Source organism: Halopseudomonas xiamenensis, from assembly GCF_014219065.1.
Lineage (GTDB): Bacteria > Pseudomonadota > Gammaproteobacteria > Pseudomonadales > Pseudomonadaceae > Halopseudomonas > Halopseudomonas xiamenensis.
Genome location: NZ_JACLGO010000003.1, coordinates 102,116 through 121,393 on the forward strand (window position 1 = coordinate 102,116; position 19,278 = coordinate 121,393).

20 protein-coding genes are annotated in these 19,278 nt (G+C 62.4%); 9 read left to right on the top strand and 11 right to left on the bottom strand.

What is annotated here, in order from left to right:
- Positions 1-4 precede the first annotated feature (4 nt).
- The 4 genes from H6X51_RS03020 to H6X51_RS03035 all read left to right on the top strand — a co-directional run bounded on the left by H6X51_RS03020 (position 5) and on the right by H6X51_RS03035 (position 4,137).
- Complete coding sequence (locus tag H6X51_RS03020) at positions 5-1,339, top strand: MATE family efflux transporter (RefSeq protein WP_328795611.1); 1,335 nt, start codon at positions 5-7, stop codon at positions 1,337-1,339.
- 41 nt (positions 1,340-1,380) lie between these two features.
- The gene (locus H6X51_RS03025; protein ID WP_185266034.1) at positions 1,381-1,623 is read left to right on the top strand and encodes a DUF2970 domain-containing protein; all 243 of its coding nucleotides are present in this window, start codon (positions 1,381-1,383) and stop codon (positions 1,621-1,623) included.
- A 377-nt stretch (positions 1,624-2,000) separates the two neighbouring features.
- On the top strand, positions 2,001-3,659 hold the full coding sequence (locus tag H6X51_RS03030; protein ID WP_185266035.1) for a nitrite/sulfite reductase: 1,659 nt from the start codon (positions 2,001-2,003) through the stop codon (positions 3,657-3,659).
- Positions 3,643-4,137, top strand: a complete 495-nt coding sequence (locus H6X51_RS03035; RefSeq protein WP_185266036.1) for a DUF934 domain-containing protein — start codon at positions 3,643-3,645, stop codon at positions 4,135-4,137. The genes H6X51_RS03030 and H6X51_RS03035 overlap by 17 nt, the downstream gene beginning before the upstream one ends.
- 63 nt (positions 4,138-4,200) lie before the next feature.
- Here the strand turns inward: H6X51_RS03035 and alkB are convergent, their stop codons facing one another.
- Genes alkB through sohB form a run of 3 tightly spaced genes read right to left on the bottom strand, consistent with a single transcriptional unit; the run spans position 4,201 to position 6,872 of the window.
- Positions 4,201-4,848, bottom strand: a complete 648-nt coding sequence (gene alkB, locus H6X51_RS03040; RefSeq protein WP_328795612.1) for a DNA oxidative demethylase AlkB — start codon at positions 4,846-4,848, stop codon at positions 4,201-4,203.
- 8 nt (positions 4,849-4,856) lie between these two features.
- Complete coding sequence (locus tag H6X51_RS03045; protein WP_185266037.1) at positions 4,857-5,843, bottom strand: YhdH/YhfP family quinone oxidoreductase; 987 nt, start codon at positions 5,841-5,843, stop codon at positions 4,857-4,859.
- Positions 5,844-5,852: 9 nt separating this feature from the next.
- Positions 5,853-6,872 carry a protease SohB gene (gene sohB / locus H6X51_RS03050; RefSeq protein ID WP_185266038.1) on the bottom strand — a complete coding sequence of 340 codons (1,020 nt, stop codon included), beginning with the start codon at positions 6,870-6,872 and terminating at the stop codon, positions 5,853-5,855.
- Positions 6,873-7,078: 206 nt separating this feature from the next.
- Here sohB and H6X51_RS03055 point away from each other — a divergent pair, with 206 nt between their 5' ends.
- The gene (locus tag H6X51_RS03055; protein ID WP_185266136.1) at positions 7,079-7,393 is read left to right on the top strand and encodes an SCP2 sterol-binding domain-containing protein; all 315 of its coding nucleotides are present in this window, start codon (positions 7,079-7,081) and stop codon (positions 7,391-7,393) included.
- Between the two features lie 78 nt (positions 7,394-7,471).
- Here H6X51_RS03055 and H6X51_RS03060 read toward each other — a convergent pair whose 3' ends face one another.
- Positions 7,472-7,771: a PAAR domain-containing protein gene (locus H6X51_RS03060; RefSeq protein ID WP_185266039.1), complete on the bottom strand. Its 300-nt coding sequence runs from the start codon at positions 7,769-7,771 to the stop codon at positions 7,472-7,474.
- Positions 7,772-8,044: 273 nt separating this feature from the next.
- On the opposite strand from H6X51_RS03060, the gene H6X51_RS03065 reads away from it, so the two are divergent.
- Positions 8,045-8,812 carry an SDR family oxidoreductase gene (locus H6X51_RS03065; RefSeq protein WP_185266040.1) on the top strand — a complete coding sequence of 256 codons (768 nt, stop codon included), beginning with the start codon at positions 8,045-8,047 and terminating at the stop codon, positions 8,810-8,812.
- Positions 8,813-8,847: 35 nt separating this feature from the next.
- Here H6X51_RS03065 and H6X51_RS03070 read toward each other — a convergent pair whose 3' ends face one another.
- The 7 genes from H6X51_RS03070 to H6X51_RS03100 all read right to left on the bottom strand — a co-directional run bounded on the left by H6X51_RS03070 (position 8,848) and on the right by H6X51_RS03100 (position 14,982).
- Positions 8,848-9,495, bottom strand: a complete 648-nt coding sequence (locus tag H6X51_RS03070; protein ID WP_185266041.1) for a hypothetical protein — start codon at positions 9,493-9,495, stop codon at positions 8,848-8,850.
- Between the two features lie 19 nt (positions 9,496-9,514).
- A complete protein-coding gene (gene nudC / locus H6X51_RS03075) occupies positions 9,515-10,348 on the bottom strand; it encodes an NAD(+) diphosphatase (RefSeq protein ID WP_185266042.1) in 834 nt (277 codons plus the stop codon).
- 1 nt (position 10,349) lies between these two features.
- Complete coding sequence (locus H6X51_RS03080; RefSeq protein ID WP_185266043.1) at positions 10,350-11,999, bottom strand: ferrous iron transporter B; 1,650 nt, start codon at positions 11,997-11,999, stop codon at positions 10,350-10,352.
- 40 nt (positions 12,000-12,039) lie between these two features.
- Positions 12,040-12,852, bottom strand: a complete 813-nt coding sequence (locus H6X51_RS03085) for a crotonase/enoyl-CoA hydratase family protein (protein ID WP_185266044.1) — start codon at positions 12,850-12,852, stop codon at positions 12,040-12,042.
- A 180-nt stretch (positions 12,853-13,032) separates the two neighbouring features.
- A complete protein-coding gene (gene dnaQ, locus H6X51_RS03090) occupies positions 13,033-13,758 on the bottom strand; it encodes a DNA polymerase III subunit epsilon (RefSeq protein WP_185266045.1) in 726 nt (241 codons plus the stop codon).
- Complete coding sequence (gene rnhA / locus H6X51_RS03095; protein WP_185266046.1) at positions 13,751-14,212, bottom strand: ribonuclease HI; 462 nt, start codon at positions 14,210-14,212, stop codon at positions 13,751-13,753. The genes dnaQ and rnhA overlap by 8 nt, the downstream gene beginning before the upstream one ends.
- Entirely contained in the window at positions 14,209-14,982 is a 774-nt protein-coding gene (locus H6X51_RS03100) for a class I SAM-dependent methyltransferase (RefSeq protein WP_185266047.1), read from the bottom strand. Before H6X51_RS03100 ends, rnhA begins: the two co-directional genes overlap by 4 nt.
- Positions 14,983-15,058: 76 nt before the next feature.
- Between H6X51_RS03100 and gloB the strand changes: the two genes are divergently transcribed.
- The 3 genes from gloB to H6X51_RS03115 all read left to right on the top strand — a co-directional run bounded on the left by gloB (position 15,059) and on the right by H6X51_RS03115 (position 19,259).
- Entirely contained in the window at positions 15,059-15,838 is a 780-nt protein-coding gene (gene gloB, locus H6X51_RS03105) for a hydroxyacylglutathione hydrolase (RefSeq protein ID WP_185266048.1), read from the top strand.
- A 143-nt stretch (positions 15,839-15,981) separates the two neighbouring features.
- Complete coding sequence (locus H6X51_RS03110) at positions 15,982-17,337, top strand: LysM peptidoglycan-binding domain-containing protein (RefSeq protein WP_185266049.1); 1,356 nt, start codon at positions 15,982-15,984, stop codon at positions 17,335-17,337.
- A 74-nt stretch (positions 17,338-17,411) separates the two neighbouring features.
- Positions 17,412-19,259, top strand: coding sequence for an extracellular solute-binding protein (locus H6X51_RS03115; protein WP_407925937.1), 1,848 nt, complete (start codon positions 17,412-17,414; stop codon positions 19,257-19,259).
- Positions 19,260-19,278: the final 19 nt, after the last annotated feature.

Consider the following 19,278-nt stretch of genomic DNA (forward strand, 5'->3'; position numbering starts at 1 on the left):
CCCAGTGGCCCTGCTACCGCCCCGCGAGCGCTTCCGAAGCATCATCCTGCTGGGCTTGCCGATCATGGGCGGCATGCTCAGCCAGAGCCTGCTGAACCTGGTCGATGCCGCCATGGTCGGTTCGCTGGGCGAGGCGGCGCTGGCCGGCGTCGGCCTGGGCGGGTATGCCAACTTCATGGCCATCGCGCTGGTAATGGGTCTCGGGGTAGGCGTACAGGCCACGGTGGCCCGGCGCCGCGGTGAAGGTCGTAACGAACTGGCCGCGGCACCGCTCAACCACGGGTTGTTGATCGCCACGCTGATATCACTGCCGCTCATGCTGCTGTGCTGGTTCAATGCCGATCACATTATCGGCCTGCTCTCCGACGATCCCGAGGTGACCAGCATCGGCGGGGAGTATTTCCGCTGGCGGGCACTGGCAATCATCGCCGTGGGCTGCAATTTCGCCTATCGGGGCTACTGGAACGGCATACGCCAGGCCGGACTGTATCTGCAGATCCTGGTGGCCATGCATGTGTTCAATGTGATCATCAGCTATGGCCTGATCTTCGGCCATTTCGGTCTGCCGGAAATGGGTGCCGCCGGCTCCGGACTCGGTACCAGCATCGCCATGTTCATCGGCAGCGGCATGTACTTCGCACTGACCTGGCGCCAGGGTCGCCAGCACGGTTTCCTGCGCAGCCTGCCGAGCTTTGCCGAGATCCGCTCGATGCTGCGACTGTCGCTACCCAACTCCCTGCAGCAACTGTTCTTCGCCACCGGCGTTACCACCCTGTTCTGGATCATCGGCCAGATCGGCACCGCCGAGCTGGCCATCGCCCACGTGCTGATCAACCTGGCATTGCTGCTGATCCTGCCCGGTGTCGGCCTGGGCATGGCAGCCACCACCCTGGTCAGCCACAGCCTCGGCGAGGACCAACCACAGGAAGCCTATCGCTGGGGCTGGGATGTGGTGCGGGTGGCGGCGGTGGTGCTGTTCGTCATGGGCCTGCCCTTCTGGCTGGCGCCGCAACTGGTGCTGCAACTGTTCACCCAGGACCCGCAACTGCTGGCGCTGGGCGAGTGGCCGCTGCGCATCACCGGACTGGGCATGACCCTGGATGCCACCGCCCTGGTACTGACCCAGGCGCTGCTGGGAGCCGGGGCCAGTCGTACGGTGATGACGGTGAACCTCGGCAGCCAGTGGCTGTTCTTCCTGCCCTGCGCCTATCTGGTCGGCCCGGTGCTCGGCGGCGGTTTGCTCGCCGTATGGTTGCTGCAGAGCCTGTACCGGGTCATGGCTTCTGTTATCTTTGCCATAATGTGGAGACGCAAGCACTGGGCTGAAATCCGAATCTGAGGGCTGACCAGCAAACAGCCCCACTGGCAAGCGAGACGGCAATGGCAGACGACAACAAGAATCACAAGGACGACAACGCCCCCCGTTCAGGCATGCGCCTGCGGGATATGCTCAGTACCATCCTGTTCGGTGCCCTGGGGGTTCAGAGCAACAAGGCCAGGGAGCGCGATTTCACCCACGGCAAGCCAAGCCACTTCATCCTGTTCGGGCTCGGCTTCATGCTGGTGTTCATCCTGGGCATCATCGGCATCGTCAAGCTGGTGCTGCACCTCGCGGGAAGCTAGAATAGGCGGTCCTGGCTGGCTGGCTTCAATGCTGGCTGACCCAGAAAACCGCCGTAGCTACCGCGATGAGAATCAGCGCAACCGCGGCGAAGGCGTCCAGCGCACTGTTGTGGTCGCCACCGGTGTGGGTGTCGTGATCGTTCATGATGTGATTCCTCTTGTTGTTGGAATGGGAATGTACTGTCGCTACAGTTAAGACCAGCCCCGCCGAATGCACAAGCCACAGCATGGCCATACCGATTTATCGATATAAGCATATATATAAACATTCCTTTTAAGCATAAAAAAAAACTGATATCGTCTCCCGCGCTTCCGAGCCCTGCCGGGTTGAACCTCCGTTAGCCAAGGGCGTGAACGCCCAACAACAGGTTGTCAGAATGTATATTTACGACGAGTATGACCAACGTATCGTAGAGGACCGCGCCAAGCAGTTCCGCGATCAGGTACGCCGCTACCTCGCCGGCGAGTTTTCCGAAGCGGAATTCCTGCCGCTGCGCCTGCAGAATGGCCTGTATATCCAGCGCTACGCCCCCATGCTGCGTATCGCGGTACCTTATGGCGTACTGTCATCCGAGCGCCTGCGCAAGCTGGCGCATATAGCCCGTCACTACGACAAGGGCTTCGCGCACATCACCACGCGCCAGAACATCCATTTCAACTGGCCGAACCTGGAAGATGTACCAGACATCCTCGAAGAGCTGGCCTCGGTGCAGATGCATGCTATCCAGACCAGCGGCAACTGCATCCGCAACACCACCACCGACCAGTTCGCCGGTATCGCCGCCGATGAACTGATCGACCCGCGCCCCTGGTGCGAAATCGTCCGCCAGTGGTCGACCTTCCACCCGGAATTCGCTTTCCTGCCGCGCAAGTTCAAGATCGCCATCAATGGCGCAGAGGAAGATCGCGCGGCTATCGGCATTCACGACATCGGCCTGAACGCGGTACGCAACGACGCCGGCGAACTGGGCTTCCAGGTGCTGGTCGGTGGCGGCCTGGGTCGTACGCCGATGGTCGGTGCCGAGATCCGCGCCTTCCTGCCGTGGCAACACCTGCTGACCTACCTGGAAGCCATCCTGCGTGTGTACAACCGCTATGGCCGTCGGGACAACAAGTTCAAGGCGCGGATCAAGATCCTGGTCAAGGCACTGACACCCGCCGTGTTCGGCGAGAAGGTCGAAGCCGAGTGGCAGAACCTCAAGGATGGCAGCGCCACCCTTACCGAGGCCGAGCTGCAGCGGGTCGCCAAGTATTTCGTCACCCCCGAGCTGGAAAGCTTCGCCGGCGACGATGCCGGCTACCTGGACAAGCGCAGCAGCGACCAGGGCTTCGACAACTGGGCCATGCGCAACGTACACCCGCACCGTGCCCCCGGCTACGCTGCAGTGACGCTGTCGCTGAAGCCGACCGCCATCTCGCCGGGTGACATCAGCGACAAGCAGCTGGATGCCGCAGCCGACCTGGCCGACGACTACAGCCTGGGCGAAATCCGCTCGACCCACTACCAGAACCTGGTACTGCCCTACGTCAGGCAGAAAGACCTGTACGAAGTGTGGCAGAAATGCCGGCAGATGGGCTTCGCCACGCCGAACATCGGCCTGCTGACCGACATCATCTGCTGCCCCGGCGGCGACTACTGCTCGCTGGCCAATGCCAAGTCGATTCCGATCGCCGAGTCGATCCAGCGCCAGTTCGATGACCTCGACTACCTGCATGACATCGGCGAGCTGGAACTGAACATCTCCGGCTGCATGAACGCCTGTGGCCATCACCACGTCGGCCATATCGGCATCCTCGGTGTCGACAAGAAGGGTCAGGAGTTCTATCAGGTGTCGCTGGGCGGCAAATCGGGGCGGGATGCGGCTATCGGCCAGATCCTCGGCCCCTCCTTCGCCGCCGACCAGATGCCGACGGTGGTGCAGAAGCTGATCGATGTGTATGTGCAGAACCGTACCCCGGAAGAGCGCTTCATCGATACTTTCGAGCGTATCGGCATGGCCCCGTACAAGGAGCGCGTATATGCAGCAAATCATTAAGGGCAATCAGGTCGTCGAGGATACCTGGCAACTGCTGCCCAAGGATGCCAGCATCGAGAACCTGACCAACTCGGGCGATATCATCGTACCGCTGGCCCTGTGGCTGGAGCATGCCCATGCGCTCAAGGCGCGGGATGGCGGGCTGGGTGTATGGCTGGATGCCGACGAGGAAGCCGAGAGCATCATCGATGACCTGCAGCACTTCCAGGTCATCGCATTGAACTTCCCGGTATTCAGCGACGGTCGCAACTACTCCAATGCCCGTCTGCTGCGCGACCGCTACGGTTATCAGGGCGAGCTGCGCTCGATCGGTGATGTGCTGCGTGACCAGCTGTTCTTCATGCACCGCTGCGGCTTCGATGCCTACGCCCTGCGTGAAGACCACGATCCGCACGCCGCACTGGCCAGCCTGCAGGACTTCTCCGAGGTCTACCAGGCCGCCACTGACCAGCCGCTGCCGCTGTTCCGGCGCCGCTGAGTCTCCCGAATTACCGGATGCCATCGGGGCATCCGGTACTCACCTCCCCCATCCAGTCGAAACTCAGCCCGCCCGGCGCAGGGTAAGATTGATGCGCTGGCGCCCAAGCAGCGCATGCGGAGCGTCCAGCAACGGCGCAACGCCGTGATAACGCAAGCGATCCTCGCCACCCCAGACCACCACATCGCCATGGTACAACCGCGCCCTGGCCGGTCTGTCCGAACGCCGATGACCGCCGAACAGGAAAGTTGCCGTCATACCCAGTGACACCGAGACAATGGGCGCGCTGAAATCACGCTCGTCACGATCCTGATGCAGGCCCATGCGCGCGCCCGGCGGATAACGATTGATCAGGCAGGTGTCGGGATGGAAGTCGGCAAACCCGGCTTCGCTGGCCGCCGCCCGCGCCAGTTCGAGAAAGGCCTCGGGCAACCCGGGCCAGGGGCGGCCGCTATGGGGATCGACGGGACTGTAGCGATAGCCATGTTCACTGGACACCCAACCCAGCTCGCCACAACTGGTGGTGCTGACCGACATGCGCCGCCCGCCCGGCGTGGACATCTGCCGAAACAGCGCCTGCGCCTGGATCTCCTCCACGGCCACGAGCAGCCGATCCATCCAGGGCACAGCGAAGCCCGGCAGGATAACCGCCTGTGGCCCCATGACCACAGGCTGCGCCAACGCCCCGTGGAACAGGTCCTGCGTGCTCACGCGCTGTTTCAGCCGAGATTGACGATGGTACGTCCGACCATGCCGCCGGCGAGGATGGTATCGATCGCCTGTGGCAACTGCTCAAGGGTGATCTCATGCTCCAGGTTCTGCAGGTCGGTCTTCCACTGCAGGGACAGGCGATCCCACATCGATGCCTTGGCCACCAGTGGTTGCTCCACCGAGTCGACACCCAGCAGGTTGACGTTACGCAGGATGAAGGGGAACACGCTGGCCTGGAACTGGCCACCGGCCGTCAGGCCACAGCAGGCCACGCTGGCGTCATAGCGCAGCGACTTGACCACGTTGAACAGGATGTCGCCACCCACCGTATCCACCGCACCGGCCCAGCGCTCGGTCAACAGCACCTTGCCGGTACCGGCCTGCAGCTCACTGCGCTCCAGTACCTCGGCGGCGCCGAGCCGGCGGAGAAAGTCGGCCTGCTCCAGCTTGCCAGTCACCGCGACGACCTCGTGCCCCAGGCCGGCCAGCATGGCCACGGCGATGCTGCCCACACCACCGGTGGCGCCGGTGACCAGCACCGGACCTGCACCCGGGGTCAACCCGGCACGTTCCAGCTTATCTATGCACAGCGCTGCAGTCAGCCCGGCCGTGCCCAGCACCATACTGTCGCGCAGGGTCAGTCCTGAGGGTCGCTTCAATACCCAGGCTGCCGGCACCCGGATGTACTGACCAAAACCGCCCGGGGTATTCATGCCCAGGTCGTAGCCGGTAACGATGACCTCATCACCCGCTGCCAGTTCGGAAACCGAGCTGGCTTCAACCACCCCGGCCGCGTCGATACCCGGTGTATGCGGGTAGTTGCGGGTTACGCCGCGGTTGCCGGTGGCAGACAGGGCGTCCTTGTAGTTGAGTGATGACCATTGCACACGGATCAGCACCTCGCCGGCCGGCAATTCATCCAGATGCCGGGAAACCACCCGGCGAGCGAATTGCCCCTGCTCCTCACTGACCAGCAATGCCTTGAACTCGGACATGACAGACTCCTACCAGAAACGTTGATTGTAGAAACGCGACACCCAGGTCAGCAGCAGACGATCCAGAGCCGCGGACATGCTGGAACTCAGGCGGTCCTGCAGGCGCTTGGGCCGGGCGAAATGGACTTCGAAGACATCGGCCTGACGAATACGCTGGGTGACATATTCGTCGCTGGTTTTCAGCTCATCCGCCAGTGCCCGCTCCAGCGCCTCGGTGCCGAACCATACCTCACCGGTGGCCACCACATCGATATCCAGCACCGGACGGTAGCGGGTGACGAACTGCTTGAACAGGCGATGAATGCTTTCCAGATCCTCCTGGAATTTTTCCCGATCCTTGTCGGTATTCTCGCCGAACACGGTAAGGGTTCGCTTGTACTCCCCCGCCGTCAGCATCTCATAGTCGATCTCGTGCTTTTTCAGCATCCGGTGGAAGTTCGGTAGCTGCGCCACCACACCAATCGACCCGAGCATGGCGAAAGGCGCTGCCAGGATACGATCGGCGATGCAGGCCATCATGTAACCGCCGCTGGCCGCTACCTTGTCGACACACACGGTCAGCGGTACCCCCGCCTCCCTTATCCGGGTCAGTTGCGCCGCGGCCAGGCCGTAGGCATGCACCATGCCGCCACCGCTTTCCAGCTTGACGATGACCTCGTCCCGCGCAGTGGCCAGCTCGAGCACCGCGGTCACCTCATGGCGCAGGTTCTCCAGCGCGCTGGCCTTGATATCGCCATGGAAATTGAGCACGAAGACCTTGTCCCTATCGGTATTACCCCTGCTGCGCGCCTTCGCCTCCTGTTTGCGGGTCCGATGCAGGGCCTTGAGTGCCGGCTTGTCCAGCACCGCCTGGCCCAGCCGCTCGGTCATGCGCGCCAACTGATCATTCAGCCGGGTCACCTGCAAAGCGCCTTCGCCCTTGCGCTGTCGCCCCTTGAGCGAAGCCACCATCAGCAACAGGACAAATATCGCTAACAGGGCCGTCAGCACCTTTGCAGCGAACATTCCGTACTCAGCAAGCCAATCCACAGATATCTCCCTATTCGATTCGATCCAACCAAGCATACAGGATGATGCCGCTGCTGGTGACAGAGCTGTTCAGGGCGAATTCAAACGACCGTATGATTTTTGTTGACAGCTCCCGCTACCCACCATACCCTCTGTTGAGCTGCACAACGATGCCCCGCGACGGCTGCGCCGTTGCTTCAATGAAACAGCCCTATAAGGATGAATCCATGACTACCGTTGCCGACATCATCAATAACATGGAAGGTAAGTTCAATCCGGCCGCCGCGGCTGGCCTGGATCTGGTTTTTCAATTCAACATCGAAGATGACTCCAACTTCTATGCTGTGATCAAGGACGGTACCTGCTCCGTCAGCCAGGGCGACGCCGAAGATCCCAACGTCACGCTGATCATGGACGCTGCCACGCTGCAGGGCGTCATTTCCGGCGAAACCGACGGCATGCAGGCCTTCATGGGCGGCAAGCTGCGCGCCGAAGGCGACATGATGCTGGCGCTGAAATTGGGCGAGCTGTTCCCGGTCTGATCGGACAGCACTGAAAAAACCGGAGCCAGGCTCCGGTTTTTTTATGTGTTATCCATATCACCTGCATCGCGTGGCGGTCTAACTGCCTACCCCACCGCTGCCGCCGCCGACAACCACGGCACCCTCTGCCAACAAGCTATTCGAGCCGGGAGGACAGCCACAGGCGACGTAATCGCCAGCACGTGCCGCAGGACCTGCCGGCAGGGTGACCGTTCTGGGGCCGACCGCGACAATGGGGCCGATACCCTGTTTGCATTTCGGGCAACTGGCCTTGTGCCCTACCGAACTGGCTACCAGGCCATTGAACAGGATGCCGGGATTACCTTCCATTACCGTCCCGCCGGTGGATGTCCTTGAGCCTATACCTATCGAGTTCATTGCTATCCCTGTGCCTGGAAAATCATCCTGCTTCGAAGCAGCGATGATCCCAATGGAGTATCAGGGGAGCAAATATTTATCCAGTGTTTGAGAGATGGCTCACAACTCGGTGTTGTTCAAGCACTTTCAGTCATTCGCGGCTGCAGTGGTCACATAGATGCAGGCAATCCCCCGCCAACACGGTTTCTGATAAGCACTGCTTGCTGTTGGCAGGCCCCGGAGGCTGCAGTAGATTGGTCGGCGATCATGCCTATATCAACAAGGACAAGACAGATGCAGAAAACCCAACTGTTCGATCTGGACGGAAAAGTCGCCCTGGTAACCGGTGCCAGCCGCGGCATCGGTGAAGCCATTGCCAAACTGCTGGCTCAACAAGGCGCTCATGTGATTATCAGCAGCCGCAAGATCGATGACTGCCAGCAGGTCGCTGACGCCATCGTGGCCGCAGGTGGAAAAGCCAGTGCCATCGCCTGTCATATTGGCGAAATGGAGCAGATCGGCGCGACCATCGAGACCATTCGCAGCCAGTTTGGCAAGCTCGACATCCTGGTCAACAATGCCGCCACCAACCCGCATTTCGGCAATGTACTGGATACTGACCTCAGCGCCTTCCAGAAGACCGTCGATGTGAATATCCGCGGCTATTTCTTCATGTCGGTCGCAGCCGGCAAGCTGATGCGCGAGAACGGCGGTGGAGTCATTCTCAACGTCGCCTCGGTCAACGGCATGGTTCCGGCGATGATGCAGGGCATCTATTCGATCACCAAGGCGGCGGTCATCAACATGACCAAGGTGTTCGCCAAGGAATGCGCGCAGTTCGGCATCCGCTGCAACGCACTGCTGCCGGGCCTGACCGATACCAAGTTCGCCTCGGCCCTGGTGAAGAACGACAGCATCCTCAAGCCGGCACTGGCACGCATCCCGCTGGGCCGCCCCGCCGATCCGAGCGAGATGGCCGGGACTGTGCTGTATCTGGTGAGCGATGCCTCCAGCTACACCACCGGCACCGCCATCAATGTCGATGGTGGCATGCTCGCCTGAAACGACGATGCCGGCACAATTGCCGGCATCCCTTCTTATTCGAACCCCTTCATCGCCTGCAGGGCCTGGGAGTTCAGCGCCACCGGTGACAATCCGGTGGCGCCAATTTCGATCATGTAGCGCGCCCCATCAGCCATCGGCATGAAACGGATGGCAAAGGCATCGGCGTACAGCCAGCCCAGCTCCAGCCGGTCCAACCAGCGCCAGAGATCTCGCCAGGGCGGCGTAGCGTGCAGCGAATGGGCCAGCGCCGCGCCTACCTCGCGCTGCTGCTCCAGCGTCAGGTAACGACCGTTGACGCTGTTGAGCCGATAGCCATCCTCCAGGCCGAGGATATGCGGCAGACCGCGCCAGCGCAGCACCTGCACCTCCAGTTCCCAGAGATCACCACGCAAGGGCAGCTGATGACTGCCGGCAGCGGTATCCATTCTCGCCTCGTATTGCTGCTCGGCGCTGCGTCGCAGCTCCAGCGTGGCAACCCGCTCACCGTCGGTGATGGTGCGGAACTGGTACAGCTCCCAGGCCGCCACCACCGCCGCACCACAGACCACCAGCAAAAGCAGCAGGATGCAGCCCTTGAGCCAACCGAGCAACCACTCCAGACGCCAGCCGGAACGCAGCGTCAGACACAGCAACAACAGCGCGAGGCATCCCACCAGCGCTGCCAGACCAGCATATTGCATACCAGCTCCTTGTAGACAATCAGGCCGGGACGGGCGGCTCCGGTTGGCCGGACAGCCGTGCCAGGTAACAATCGATCAGCCAGCGCGAGATGGTGCCCTCGGGCGGGATCGCCGGCAACTGGTCAACATGCCACCAATGGGCCTCCTCGATCTCTCCCGGCTGCGGCACTATCTCGCCGCCGGCATAACGGGCATGGAAGCCCAGCATCAGCGAGTTGGGGAACGGCCAGTTCTGACTACCGAGATATTCCAGTTGCTCGACCTCGATACCCACCTCCTCCATCACCTCGCGACGCAGCGCTTCCTCCGCCGATTCTCCCGGCTCGATAAAACCGGCCAGGGTGCTGAAGAAGCCCGAGCGGAAGTTCGGTGAACGTGCCAGCAACACCTCCTCGCCACGGGTGACCAGGACGATGATGCAGGGCGCCAGCTTGGGATACTGGCGATTGCCACAGGCCGAGCACTCCATGGCCCGCTCGTCGAGCCGCACCTGGGTCGGCTGGCCGCAACGGCCGCAGAAACGGTGGGTGTCGTGCCAGATATCCAGTTGCTGGGCCACGCCGAGCAGGCGGAAGGTGGAATCATCCACATGTCCGAGCAGGCCGCGCAGGCCATGCCAGGACAGTCCGGGCAGATCGAGCTGCTCCCTGACCCGTACCAGTTGGCAGGGCTTGTCATCGATCAGTCCCAGGGTCATCTGGTATTCGGCATCACCCAGATATCGCGCCATGTCCGGGTCATGCAGCAAGTTGCCCTGGTACATGGCGAAGGACTGCTCATGGCGAATCAACACCCAGCCATCTCCGCGGGTTTCGGTCGAAAGGGATGCGGTAAAGCGGGTGAATTTCTGCATGTCATGCACCTACCGTATAGCCAAGTTCCGCCAGGCTGTCCTCGGCCAGCGCCAGTACATCGCCGGTGCTCACCGAAGAACGCTCTGCCGATTCCAGATAGAATTCGATGCTGGTCAGGGCGTCGGCAAGCACTTCCAGCTGCGGCACACCCGGCACCTGCTGCTGCTCCAGCATGGTCTCACGAATGAAGCGCGAGGCCGTGCGAATGATGTCCGCCGCCCGGGTCATGCCAAGGAAGATCAGGCCGCCGCGCACAGTTTCCAGTGTTGCCGGCACGTTCATCAGGTGCATGCGGTCGTTGCCCGACTCGATATACGCCGTCACCGCCCTTCTGGCCAGAGCCAGGCCAGCCTGGGACTCCTCCACCAGGACGATGTGTGCCTCCTTGAGCTCGACCGGCGCGGACTGCTGATCTTCACTGAAGGGGGTAGCACCCTCGCCTTCGTTTTCCATGCGGGTGACGGTCAGTTCGGTATGCAAGACCGCATCGGCGATCTGCTCCAGCGCGTCGGTATCCCCCTGCTGCCAGCCATCGAGCAGCTCGACGGCACGCCGAATCTGCTCGGAAACAGCCCCCATGTCCAGCACGCTCAACGTCTTCCACAGGCGCTGCAGGGCCGTATTCAGGGTCTCCAGCGATTGCTCGGGGTCCCCGGCATTGCGTGCCAGCAGGTCGAGCAGATCCTTGATCGCAGCGATTTCCTCATGCAGCGCCTCGGCAACCGAGCGCATGACATCCGCTCCGGGACCGCGCAGGCTGGCGAAGGCATGCTGCAGCGCGGCCTCGGTGTAGCCCGGGTCCGGCAGATTGACCGCCCGGCGCACCTCCTCGCACAGCACACACTGCGAGTCACCCAGCGCCACCAGGTACAGCAGGTCACGACGCAACTGGGTACTGCCATCTGCTTCAGTGCCCGCCACCTGGCGTTTGATGGCGCGATCCAGGCGCGCGAACAGGCGCTTGCGCTCTGCCGTCAGCTGCAGCGGCACCCGCTCCAGCGCCTCCAGCGCGGCCGAGGCGATCCAGCACAATGTGGCGGCGCGATCGTCGAGACGGGTTTCCCAGCGCTGCAGGGCCCGCTGCATCAGGGAAATCCCCACCGCCGGTCGCTCATCACGGATCATCCCGAGCAGCCCCAGCTGGTACATCTGCCGCAGCCGCGCGAAGGTCCGCGGATCGAGTGGCTGCCGGGCTCCGTCACGCAAGGCCACCGGTACCCTATGTGGGTCCAGTGGATAGAAATGGCTTTCCGGCAAGGGAGGCATGTCCGCCCGGTGCTGGCGCAGCTCATTGATCGCCGGCAGCAGCAGCTCGGGGCGCTCGGCGCCCTGCTGGCGGCACAGGTGCAGGTAGCGCTGCAGGAGGAACAGGCTGTTGCACAGCGTCGACAGCGGGCCGTTGCGCCCCTCGCCCTCATGCACCGGGATATCGGTGGCCAGGGCGATCATTTCCTCGAGCAGCAGCGCGGCGCCGTCCAACTCGATGAGATTCAGTGTGCCGCGCAGTTGCTGCAGGCCTTCGATGGCCTGTTGCAAGAGGCTGCCGTTGTGCCGCTCCTCTAGAAACTGCTGCAGCAGCTCCTCGACACCAGTCACGCTGGCAAAGAGTTCGTCCCTGACAAGATCAAGTGATGTGGCACCGGTTAACATCGCTTCAGTCTCCTTCGTCCCTGCAGTCAGACTGGCACGCTCAATCGGCGAACTCGGCTGGTTTTCTGCTCATGTGTGCCGCCACGGCCAGCTTGAGGTCTTCCGACTGCAGCATCGCCGCATTCCACGTGGCTATGTAGTTCAGACCGTCGGCAACACTGTGATCGCGGCTGTAGCGAATCATTTCCTTGGTTCCACGGATCGCCAGGGGTGATTTTGCGGCAATCTGCGCGGCAATCTCCATCACTCCTGCGATCAAGGCATCGTGGTCCGCGTAGACCCGGTTGACCAGTCCCAGGCGCGCCGCTTCCTCGCCGTACATGACCCGCCCGGTATAGGCCATCTCCCGCATCATGCCATCACCGATAAGGTGCGGCAATCGTTGCAGAGTGCCCACATCGGCGGCCATGCCCATATCGATTTCCTTGATCGAGAAATAGGCATCCTCGGTAGCATAGCGCATGTCACAGGCCGAGATCAGGTCGATGGCGCCGCCTATGCAGTAGCCGTGAACCGCCGCGATGACCGGCTTGCAGCACTCGTCGATCGCGTTGAAAGCCCGCTGCAGGCGCAGGATGTTACGCCGGATGCGCTCGGCATTGCGGCCTATGTCCCGGCCCAGGCCCGACGCCGCTCCGGCCAGCATCGCCAGGTCGATACCGGCGGAAAAGTGCTTGCCGGCGCCGGATACGACCGCCACGCGAATGCTGTCGGTCTGATCGATCCAGTCGAATACCTGTACCATCTCGCTCCAGAACGCCTCGTCCATGGCGTTGGCCTTGGCCGGCCGGTTGATCATCACGTGAGCGATGGCGCCCTGCTGTTCGACTTTCAGTGACTGGTATTCGTGCATCTGTAACGGCTCCCTGACTGCCCGCGCTGGGGCGGAATCGACATCGATGGTCAATCCGGCACTATATCAAGCCTGAGCATCAACGGCATACCTTGGCCGGCATTCGCGATTTCGATCTGTGGCAGGCTCCGCAATTTCACCGCGGCAGCCTTTTGTCTCAGACCGAAACAGGCTAGGACCCTACTCGACCGCTTCGGGCTGGCTCCACAGGGCGAACCCGGCGGCCTTCTCGATGGCTGCGATGCGTGCGGCGTGGGCCTCCATCTCGGCCTCGCTGGCCCGTAGCACCGCCAGCTGGGGGCGGGTCTGCGGGTCGAGCCGACGAATGCTGCCCACCTCCGCGGAACCGCTGTCACCACTGTTCTGGCCGGACAGCAGCAGTGCGGTCTGGCCGCCGGTCATCACCAGGTAGACGTCCGCCAGGATCTCGGAGTCGAGCAGCGCGCCGTGCAGGTCGCGCTGCGAGTTGTCCACGCCATAGCGTTTGCACAGCGCATCCAGGCTGTTGCGCTGGCCCGGGTGTTTTTCCCGGGCTATCAGCAGGGTGTCCACCACGCCACAATGGTCGGCGACCCGCCCGTGGCGTCCACCAAGCCGCTCCAGTTCGGCGTCGATGAAGCCGACGTCGAACGCCGCATTGTGGATCACCAGCCGTGCGCCACTGATGAACGCCATGAAGTCATCGACCACATCGGCGAACAGCGGCTTGTCGGCGAGGAAGGCGTCGCTGATGCCGTGCACCGCGAAGGCGCCTTCATCGACCTCGCGCTGGGGGTTGATATAGACGTGGAAATGGCGACCGGTCAGGCGCCGGTCGATCAGCTCGACGCAACCGATCTCGATGATCCGATGACCTTCCCGTACTTCGATACCAGTGGTTTCGGTATCCAGAACAACTTCACGCATCCAGAGCACTCCTCCTGCCCAGCACCTGATCGACCCCGCGGTTGGCCAGCTCGTCGGCCAGCTCGTTCTCCGGATGCCCACTGTGGCCCTTGACCCAACGCCAGTCCACCTGATGCTGGTTAACCAGGTCATCAAGCAGTTGCCACAGGTCGGCATTCTTCACCGGCTGGCGACTGGCGGTCTTCCAGCCACGTTTCTTCCAGTTGGGCATCCATTCGCGGATACCCTTCATGACGTATTCCGAGTCGGTGGTCAGCACTACCCGGGCGGGCTTCTTCAATGCCTGCAGCCCGCGGATGGCCGCAGTCAGCTCCATGCGGTTGTTGGTAGTGTTCAGCTCACCACCGAACAGGGTCTTCTGGTGTTCCCCCAGACGTAGCAGTACGCCCCAGCCGCCGGGCCCCGGATTTCCCTTGCAGGCGCCGTCGGTAAAAATCTCGATTGTATGACTCATTGCTTGTTCCGTTTGTGTGCCCGTCGGTTGCCGGCAACCAGCGGCGGCAGGCTCAGCGCCGGGAACGCCATGCCGCGCTGCCGGCGCGGCATGGCACCCAGTGTCTGGCGCCGCGCAAGCAGGAAGTAGAAGCCACCGCCCGGCAACTGATGGCGCTCGCCCAGTGCTTCGAGGCGCGCCAGCCGATCCAGCCAGGCCTGCGATTTGAGGGGCGGACGATAGCATCCATCGACGCGTTTCTCCACCGCAAAACCCAGCAGATCGAGCCAGTCGGTCAACCGCGCCGGACTGATGAAACCGGCTTCGCTGAACCACTCGCGGCCGGCGAAATGATTGAACCCCCAGCAGCTCCAGGGGTTGAAGCCGAACACCAGCAGATGCCCGCCGGCACGTACCGCCTGGCTGGCCTCGCGCAGCAGGCTACGGGGCGACAGGCAGAAATCCAGGCCGTGGTGCAGCAGCACCACATCCAGCGAGTGGGGAGCGAACGGCCAGTGGGTTTCCTCTATGGGCAGCACCGCCTCCCCTTCCAGCAGGTCCAGGCGCCAGTGGTTGCGCAGTACCGAACGCTGCTCATCCAGCAGCTCGGGGGCCAGGCCATACTGCACCAGGTGCTGCCCGAAGCAATTGCCCAGCTCCCGGCCCAGCACCGCCCGCTCGGTCTCCAGCAACAGCTGGCCGGGAGCGCTGGTCAGCCATTGCCGCGCCCCGGTGAGCAGGCGGATCAAGTCCTCCTGGCTGATGGAACGGGACAGTTCGGGAATCTCCATACAACCTCCGGGTTGGCCTGATTCAAGGAACCTCCTATAAGATAGTCAAAACAACTATTCCAGGAAGGTGCTGCCCATGCCAACGTTCATTGCGCTACCCGCGTTTCAGGACAACTATATCTGGTTGCTGCAGGATCAAGACACCCTGCAGGTCGCGGCCGTCGACCCGGGCGACGCGCAGCCGGTCATCGCCTGGCTGAGTCGCCACCCCGAATACCAGCTCGCCACCATCCTGCTCACCCACCACCACCGTGACCATACCGGCGGCGTGCTGACGCTCAAGGCGGCCACCGGCTGCAAGGTCTGGGGGCCGGCCAACAGCAGTATCCAGGGTATCGATCGGCCACTGGAAGAAGGTTACCAGTTGCGCCTGTTCGATCAGGAGATCAAGGTGCTGGCGGTGCCCGGTCACACACTGGATCATATCGCGTTCTTCTGCAATGACCCACAGGAACCCTGGCTGCTCAGCGGCGACACCCTGTTCGCCGGCGGCTGCGGCAGACTGTTCGAAGGTACCGCGCAACAGATGCACGACTCCCTGCAGCGCCTGGCCAGCCTGCCGGACAACACCACCATCTATTGCACCCACGAATACACCCAGTCCAACCTGCGCTTCGCCCGGGCGGTGGAACCGAACAATCCGGATATCCAGGTGCGCCTCGAAGTGGTCGACGAGCTGCGCCGCGACGGCAGGATCACCCTGCCTACCACCCTGGCCCTGGAAAAGCGCACCAACCCCTTCCTGCGTTGCGAAGACCCTCATGTGATAGGCGCCGCGGCCGCCCATAGCGGTACGCAGACCGCTCCCGGTGTACAGACCTTCGCCGCCATCAGGGCCTGGAAAGACACATTTTGAAATAGTCCCGACGGTGAGCCGAAGCCGCGCCCCATGGCCTTCCCCATGGAAGGGGTCACAGGTGCGGCACAGGGTCCCGCCCGGCTTCCTTGACCCTGCGGAGGTGACTCCCTAGAATCGGGCAAATTTTAACGGATCGGCCCATGACTCTTTCGCCCAACGCCCTCAGAAATGGACTCCTGACGCTGTGGCTCGTGGTTCTGGTTGGCTGTCAGACGACCAGCACCGGCACTGTCGACCGCTCTCCCAGCACCTCCGCGACGTCCAAGCACTCGACCCAGCCTGCCCAGCGCAGCGCCAGCAGCCAGAGCGTGCGCTGGCGAGCACCACAGAAGATCGATGAGCCACGCACGCTGTGGACCCGCATCCGCGATGGCTTCCTGTTCGAGCCGAGCATCATCGACAATCCCCGGATCGACCAGCAGCGCCTGTATTTCGCCACCCAGCCGCGCTATTTCGAGCTGACCTCGCAACGAGCCCAACGCTATCTGCACTATGTAGTGGAAGAGCTGGACAAGCGCGACATGCCGCTGGAGCTGGCTCTGCTGCCTTTCGTGGAAAGCGGCTACAACCCCATGGCCTATTCCACCTCGCATGCCGCCGGGATCTGGCAGTTCATTCCCTCCACCGGCCAGGTCTTCGCCCTGCGCCAGGACGACTGGTATGACGGCCGACGCGACATCACTGCCTCCACCACCGCAGCGCTGGACTATCTGACCAAGCTCAGCGACATGTTCGAGGGTGACTGGTTGCTGGCCGTGGCCGCTTACAACTGCGGTGAGGGCTGTGTCGGCCGTGCGGTCAAGCGCAATCAGGAGCTGGGCTTGCCGGCCGATTACTGGAACCTGCAACTGCCCGCCCAGACCATGGACTACGTGCCGCGCCTGCTGGCCCTGGCGCAGATCGTCCGCAGCCCACAGCAGTACGGCGCCATCCTGCCGACGCTGAACGACGAACCCTACTTCGCCCAGATCACCATCCGCCGGCCGCTGGATCTGTTCAAGGCAGCAGAACTGGCCAGCATCTCCACCGATGAGATCAAGTACCTGAACCCGGCCTTCAAGCACCGTGTCGTCACCCCGTCCGAACCCTACCAGTTGTTGATTCCGGTCGAGCAGGCCGAGCAGTTCAGCACCGCGCTGGCCAGGCTGCCCGACAGCGAACGCATCCCCTTCAGCCGTTATACCGTGCGCCGTGGTGACAACCTGTCGCAGATTGCCCGCAAGCACAATCTGAGCGTGGATGCGCTGCGCCAGGCCAATGATATCCAGGGCAGCCTGATCAGCATCGGCCAGACCCTGATGGTGCCCCACGGCCCGACGACCCAGACAGCCAGCGCCCCGGCGGCGCGCCAGCAGCGCATCTATACCGTGCAATCCGGTGACTCGCTGTACAGCATCGCCCGACGCTTCAATGTCGAGATCAAGCAGTTGCGTGCCTGGAACGGTGTCGACACGCACCTCAAACCCGGCCAGCAGCTGACCCTGCAGATGCCTTGAGCCGCGCCTGGGTCAGCGCCCGGGGCGCTTTCGCTTACCGCCACAGAATGTTAGCGTACGGACATTCTCTGGCTATGCGATCGTCCATGACCCTGCCGCTCAAACTGCTCTGCGCCCTGCTCCTGTTCCTTTCGCTTTGCTCTGCCGCAGATGCGGCGATCTATCGCCAGCACGGCTATGCGGTTTTCGGTCAGCCCAAGTACCCGCAGAGCTTCAGCCACCTGGACTACGTCAACCCCGATGCCCCCAAGGGCGGCACCCTGCGGGTCATGGGCAGCGGCACCTTCGACACCCTCAACCCCTACACGCTCAAGGGCACCAGCCCGATCAGCACCGGCAACTTCCACCAATACGGTATCAGCGAGCTGAACGAGCCGCTGATGGCCGGCAGCGGCATCTATGACCCTTCGGGTGACGAGCCCTACTCCGCCTACGGCCTGATCGCGGAAACCCTGGAATTCTCCGACGACCGCAGCTGGGTGGTATTCAACCTCAGACCCCAGGCGCGTTTCCATGACGGTCGGCCGATCACCGCTCATGACGTCGCCTTCAGCTATCGGCTGCTCAGCGAACAGGGGCATCCGAACTACCGGGCGATGCTGCAGGAGGTCGAGCGCATCGACCTGCTAGGCACCCATCGTATCCGTTTCATCTTCAAGCACAGCGGCAATCCGCTGCTGATATTGCGCCTGGGCGAGTTGCCGGTGCTGCCCGAACACTACTGGCGCGACCGCGCCTTCGGCGAGACCACCTTCGAGCCGGCACTCAACAGCGGCCCCTATCGCATCACCCAGGTGTCACCGGGACGGCGACTGGTGTTCCAGCGGGTCAACGACTACTGGGGCAAGGACCTGCCGATCAACCGCGGCAAGTACAATGTCGACCGCCTGGAAGTCGAGTTCTACCGCGACAACAATGTCGCCTTCGAAGCCTTCAAGGCCGGCGAGTTCGACATCTATCTAGAACACAAGGCGAGTAACTGGGCCAATGCCTATGACTTCCCCGCGGTAACCTCCGGGGCGGTACTCAAGCGGGCCATCGAGCATGAGATTCCCGCCTCGACCCAGGCGCTGTTCTTCAACACCCGACGCAGCCCCTTCGACCAGCGCCCGATACGCCAGGCTCTGGGCATGCTGTTCGATTTCGAATGGTCGAACCGCGTGCTGTTCTACGATGCCTACCAACGCTCGCTCAGCTACTATCCCAACAGCCCGTTCAGTGCCAGCGAGCTGCCCGCCGGCCAGGAGTTCCTCTACCTGAACGAGTACCGCGAGCAATTGCCCAGCGAGCTGTTCCTGCAGCCTTTCAGCCTGCCGACCACCGATGGCCGCGGTATCCCGCGGGAAACCCTGCGCCAGGCCGTGGAGCTGTTTGCCGAGGCCGGCTGGACGCTGCATAACGGCCGCCTGCAGAATCAGCAGGGTCGCCCGTTGGCCTTCGAGGTCCTGCTGGTCAACCCGAGTCTGGAACGCATCCTGTTGCCCTGGCGTACCAACCTTGCCCGCCTGGGCATCGACCTGCGCATCCGCACCGTGGACCGCGCCCAGTACAAGGCACGCCTCGACCAGTTCGATTTCGACATGATTCTCACCACCCTGCCGCAAACACTGTCGCCGGGCTACGAGCAACATGTCTATTTCCATTCATCCCAACGTGACGTCAAGGGCAGCCGCAACTACGCCGGCATCGCCAACCCGATCATCGACCAACTGCTGGACAGATTGCTGACCGCCGACACCCGCACCAGGCAGGTGGCCGCCGCCCGGGCAATCGACCGGGTATTGCTGTGGGAGCACTATACAATTCCAAACTGGTATATAAACTACCACCGCATAGCCCATCGAAGTACGTTGCGGTCACCACCGACTCCGCCCTATTCGCTATCCATCCGCAGTTGGTGGATGGATGCCAGGACCGATTGAACAAGAAAAGGCCACCTCG

What these genes read in the sequence shown, in the direction of transcription:
- H6X51_RS03025 (WP_185266034.1), top strand. Translation starts at nt 1,381, where the DNA reads ATGGCAGACGACAACAAGAATCACAAGGACGACAACGCCCCCCGTTCA.
- H6X51_RS03030 (WP_185266035.1), top strand. Translation starts at nt 2,001, where the DNA reads ATGTATATTTACGACGAGTATGACCAACGTATCGTAGAGGACCGCGCC.
- H6X51_RS03035 (WP_185266036.1), top strand. Translation starts at nt 3,643, where the DNA reads ATGCAGCAAATCATTAAGGGCAATCAGGTCGTCGAGGATACCTGGCAA.
- H6X51_RS03045 (WP_185266037.1), bottom strand. Translation starts at nt 5,843, where the DNA reads ATGTCCGAGTTCAAGGCATTGCTGGTCAGTGAGGAGCAGGGGCAATTC.
- H6X51_RS03055 (WP_185266136.1), top strand. Translation starts at nt 7,079, where the DNA reads ATGACTACCGTTGCCGACATCATCAATAACATGGAAGGTAAGTTCAAT.
- H6X51_RS03060 (WP_185266039.1), bottom strand. Translation starts at nt 7,771, where the DNA reads ATGAACTCGATAGGTATAGGCTCAAGGACATCCACCGGCGGGACGGTA.
- H6X51_RS03065 (WP_185266040.1), top strand. Translation starts at nt 8,045, where the DNA reads ATGCAGAAAACCCAACTGTTCGATCTGGACGGAAAAGTCGCCCTGGTA.
- H6X51_RS03070 (WP_185266041.1), bottom strand. Translation starts at nt 9,495, where the DNA reads ATGCAATATGCTGGTCTGGCAGCGCTGGTGGGATGCCTCGCGCTGTTG.
- nudC (WP_185266042.1), bottom strand. Translation starts at nt 10,348, where the DNA reads ATGCAGAAATTCACCCGCTTTACCGCATCCCTTTCGACCGAAACCCGC.
- H6X51_RS03080 (WP_185266043.1), bottom strand. Translation starts at nt 11,999, where the DNA reads ATGTTAACCGGTGCCACATCACTTGATCTTGTCAGGGACGAACTCTTT.
- H6X51_RS03085 (WP_185266044.1), bottom strand. Translation starts at nt 12,852, where the DNA reads ATGCACGAATACCAGTCACTGAAAGTCGAACAGCAGGGCGCCATCGCT.
- dnaQ (WP_185266045.1), bottom strand. Translation starts at nt 13,758, where the DNA reads ATGCGTGAAGTTGTTCTGGATACCGAAACCACTGGTATCGAAGTACGG.
- rnhA (WP_185266046.1), bottom strand. Translation starts at nt 14,212, where the DNA reads ATGAGTCATACAATCGAGATTTTTACCGACGGCGCCTGCAAGGGAAAT.
- H6X51_RS03100 (WP_185266047.1), bottom strand. Translation starts at nt 14,982, where the DNA reads ATGGAGATTCCCGAACTGTCCCGTTCCATCAGCCAGGAGGACTTGATC.
- gloB (WP_185266048.1), top strand. Translation starts at nt 15,059, where the DNA reads ATGCCAACGTTCATTGCGCTACCCGCGTTTCAGGACAACTATATCTGG.
- H6X51_RS03110 (WP_185266049.1), top strand. Translation starts at nt 15,982, where the DNA reads ATGACTCTTTCGCCCAACGCCCTCAGAAATGGACTCCTGACGCTGTGG.
- H6X51_RS03115 (WP_407925937.1), top strand. Translation starts at nt 17,412, where the DNA reads ATGCGATCGTCCATGACCCTGCCGCTCAAACTGCTCTGCGCCCTGCTC.